4 protein-coding genes are annotated in these 3,479 nt (G+C 66.2%); all 4 read right to left on the reverse strand.

Annotated features, from left to right (window positions below; translation table 11 throughout):
- On the reverse strand, positions 1 to 1,160 hold a 1,160-nt coding region (locus V7E26_RS29670), incomplete at its 3' end, for a pyruvate dehydrogenase complex dihydrolipoamide acetyltransferase (RefSeq protein ID WP_324422942.1).
- 2 nt (positions 1,161 to 1,162) lie between these two features.
- A complete protein-coding gene (locus V7E26_RS29675; protein ID WP_324422943.1) occupies positions 1,163 to 1,468 on the reverse strand; it encodes a DUF5076 domain-containing protein in 306 nt (101 codons plus the stop codon).
- 10 nt (positions 1,469 to 1,478) lie between these two features.
- Positions 1,479 to 2,870 carry a pyruvate dehydrogenase complex E1 component subunit beta gene (locus V7E26_RS29680; protein ID WP_324422944.1) on the reverse strand — a complete coding sequence of 464 codons (1,392 nt, stop codon included), beginning with the start codon at positions 2,868 to 2,870 and terminating at the stop codon, positions 1,479 to 1,481.
- A gap of 88 nt (positions 2,871 to 2,958) precedes the next feature.
- A partial coding sequence (locus tag V7E26_RS29685) for a thiamine pyrophosphate-dependent enzyme (protein ID WP_324422945.1) occupies positions 2,959 to 3,479 on the reverse strand: 521 nt, incomplete at its 5' end.

Here is a 3,479-nt window from a genome sequence, read left to right on the forward strand (position 1 = left end):
AGGATGGTCGACTGCGGCGGGTTGATGACGGCGGTGAAGTGGCTGATGCCGAACATGCCGAGGTTGGAAACCGACGAGGTGCCGCCCTGATATTCCTGCGGCTTGAGTTTTCGTGTCCGCGCGCGGGCGGCGAGATCCTTCATCTCGTTGGAAATGGTCGACAGCGACTTGCTTTCGGCATTGCGGATGATCGGCGTGATCAGGCCGCCGGGCATCGCCACGGCGACGCCGACGTCGGAATGCTTGTGCTTGACCATGCCGGCCTCGGTCCAGCTCACATTGCAGTCGGGAACCTGCTGCAGCGCGACGGCGAGCGCCTTGATCACGAAGTCGTTGACCGACAGCTTGTAGAGCGGCTTCTTCTCCTTGTCCTTCGGAGCGGCCGCATTGATCTGCTCGCGCGCGTCGAGCAGCCGGCCGATGTCGCAGTCGATGGTCAGGTAGAAGGTCGGAATGCTCTGCGTCGCCGCGGTCAGGCGCTGCGCGATGGTGCGGCGCATGCCGTCGTGCGGCACGATATCGTAGGAGCCGGGCTCGAACAGCGCGAGAATCTGCTGGTCGCTCATCGCCGGCGCGATGCTTGGCGCGGCACCCGGCGCAGCGGCCGGAGCCTTCAGGCCCTTGCCGGATTTTGCGTCCTCGACGTCGCGCGCAATGACGCGTCCATGCGGACCGGAGCCGGTGATACGCGCTAGCTCGATGCCGGCGTCCTTGGCGAGACGGCGCGCCAGAGGTGACGAGAAGATGCGGGCGCGGCCGTTGCCCTTGGCGGCTGGCGCGGCCTGAGGTGCCGGCGCGGCGGGTGCAGCCACGGGCGCGGGAGCGGCGGCAGCAGGCTTCGGTGCCTCCTTGGCAGTCTCGGCAGGCTTCGGCGCAGGCGCAGCCCCCGCTCCGGCGCTCGCCGCCTTCACGTCCTCGCCGTCGCCGGCGAGCACCGCGATCACGTCATTGACCGGGACGTCCTGGGTGCCTTCGGGCACCAGGATCCTGGCAAGGGTGCCCTCGTCCACCGCCTCGACTTCCATCGTCGCCTTGTCGGTCTCGATCTCCGCGATGACGTCGCCGGACTTGACCTTGTCGCCCTCCTTCTTGAGCCACTTGGCAAGGTTGCCCTTTTCCATCGTCGGCGACAGCGCGGGCATCAGAATGTTGATCGGCATCGTCAGTGACCTTGTTGTGACCGCGGCGTGGTGGTGCCCATGTCAGTCGGCCGGTTGATTTCGGCTTCGAACATATCGACGATGCGCGAAAGCGCCTCGTCCTCGGTGTACTCGCTCTCGCGCGAATAGGCGCGCGCGGCGTGGCGGGCGATGTCGACCAGCAGCAGGCCCCACATGTCGGGCTCCTCGAAGGCACGCTGGAACGCGATCGAGAGGCCGCCGTCAACGACGAAGGCACGCAGGACTTCAGTGGCGTCCTCGCGGCCGATCACGTCGGGCGGCAGCGGCTGTTCGTTGGGACCGGCCATCTGTGCCAACCTACCGGTATGAAACGGCCTTGGCCGCGGCGACCACGTCGGCCACCGACGGCAATGCGAGCTTCTCGAGATTGGCCGCATAGGGCATCGGCACGTCCTTGCCGGAGACCCGCGCCACCGGCGCGTCGAGATAGTCGAAGGCGTTCTCCATGATACGGGCGGCGACTTCGGCGCCGACGCCGGACTGCTGCCAGCCCTCCTCGACCGTCACGGCGCGGCCGGTCTTCTGCACGGAGGCGATGACGGTTTCGGTATCCATCGGGCGCAGCGTGCGCAGGTCGATCACCTCGGCCTCGATGCCTTCCTTGGCAAGCTCATCAGCGGCCTTCAGCGCATAGCTCATGCCCATCGACCAGGCGACGATGGTGACGTCCTTGCCCTTTCGCACCACGCGCGCCTTGCCGATCGGCACGACATAGTCGTCGAGCTTCGGCACCTCGCCGGTATGGCCGTAGAGCACCTCGTTCTCGAGGAAGATGACCGGGTTGGGATCGCGGATCGCGGCCTTGAGCAGGCCCTTGTAGTCGGCGGCCGAAAACGGCGCGACCACCTTCAGGCCGGGGACTTGCGAGTACCAGGCCGAATAATCCTGGCTGTGCTGGGCGGCGACGCGGGCGGCGGCGCCGTTCGGGCCGCGGAACACGATCGAGCAGCCCATCTGGCCGCCGGACATGTACAGCGTCTTCGCCGCCGAATTGATGATCTGGTCGATCGCCTGCATCGCGAAGTTGAAGGTCATGAACTCGACGATCGGCTTCAGCCCGGCCATCGCCGCGCCGACGCCGACGCCGGCAAAGCCGTGCTCGGTGATCGGCGTGTCGATCACGCGCCGCGCGCCGAATTCCTGCAGCAGGCCCTGCGTCACCTTGTAGGCGCCCTGATATTCGGCGACCTCTTCGCCCATGATGAAGACGTCGCCGTCGCGGCGCATCTCTTCGGCCATGGCGTCACGCAGCGCTTCGCGGATGGTCTGGGTGATGAACTCGGTGCCTGCAGGGACATCGGGCTCCGGCTCGCTGACGGAAACGGGCGCGGTCGGATGATGCGAGGCCTTGGGTTGCGGCGCGTCCGTTTTGGCCTCGGCCGGCGGCGCTGACTCCGCGGCCCTGGCGGCGGGCGCCGGCGCCTTCGCCAGATCGGCGGCGTTCTCGCCGTCGGAGAGGATCATCGCGATCGGCGTATTGACGGCGACGTCGGCGGTGCCTTCCGGAATCAAAATCTTGCCGAGCGTACCCTCGTCGGTCGCCTCGACCTCCATCGTCGCCTTGTCGGTCTCGATCTCGGCGATGACGTCGCCGGACTTGATCGTCTCGCCTTCCTTTTTCAGCCACTTGGCGAGATTGCCCTTCTCCATCGTGGGCGACAGCGCAGGCATCAGAACTTGAATGGGCATGGGGGCTCCAGAACTTAAGTCTTTTGTTTGAGCATGATCTTGTCCGAAAACCGGTCTCCACTTTTCGGGATCATGCTCCGGCGCGCGCTTAGCGGTAGACGTCGGTCCAGAGTTCGGACGGATCGGGTTCGGGATCGTGCTGGGCGAAATCGGCCGAGGCGTTGACGATCTCGCGGACCTCGGCGTCGATCTTCTTCAACTCGTCCTCGCTGACCTTGGCGGCCAGCAGGCGATTGCGCACCTGCTCGATCGGATCGGAGTCGTGGCGGACCTTCTCGACCTCCTCGCGGGTGCGGTACTTCGCCGGATCCGACATCGAGTGGCCGCGGTAGCGGTAGGTCTGCATTTCCAGGATGAAGGGGCCGTTGCCGGCGCGGCACCAGGCGACCGCCTCATCGGCGGCGGCCTTCACCGCGCGCACGTCCATGCCGTCGACCTGCTTGCCCGGAATGTTGAAGGACGCCCCGCGCTTGGAGAAATCCGCCTGCGCGGAGGCGCGGCTGACCGACGTGCCCATGGCGTAGCGGTTGTTCTCGATGACGTAGACGACAGGGAGCTTCCACAGCTCCGCCATGTTGAAGCTCTCGTAGACCTGGCCCTGGTTGGCGG

This window comes from Bradyrhizobium sp., assembly GCF_036735945.1.
Taxonomy (GTDB): Bacteria; Pseudomonadota; Alphaproteobacteria; order Rhizobiales; family Xanthobacteraceae; genus Bradyrhizobium.

What these genes read in the sequence shown, in the direction of transcription:
- V7E26_RS29675 (WP_324422943.1), bottom strand. Translation starts at nt 1,468, where the DNA reads ATGGCCGGTCCCAACGAACAGCCGCTGCCGCCCGACGTGATCGGCCGC.
- V7E26_RS29680 (WP_324422944.1), bottom strand. Translation starts at nt 2,870, where the DNA reads ATGCCCATTCAAGTTCTGATGCCTGCGCTGTCGCCCACGATGGAGAAG.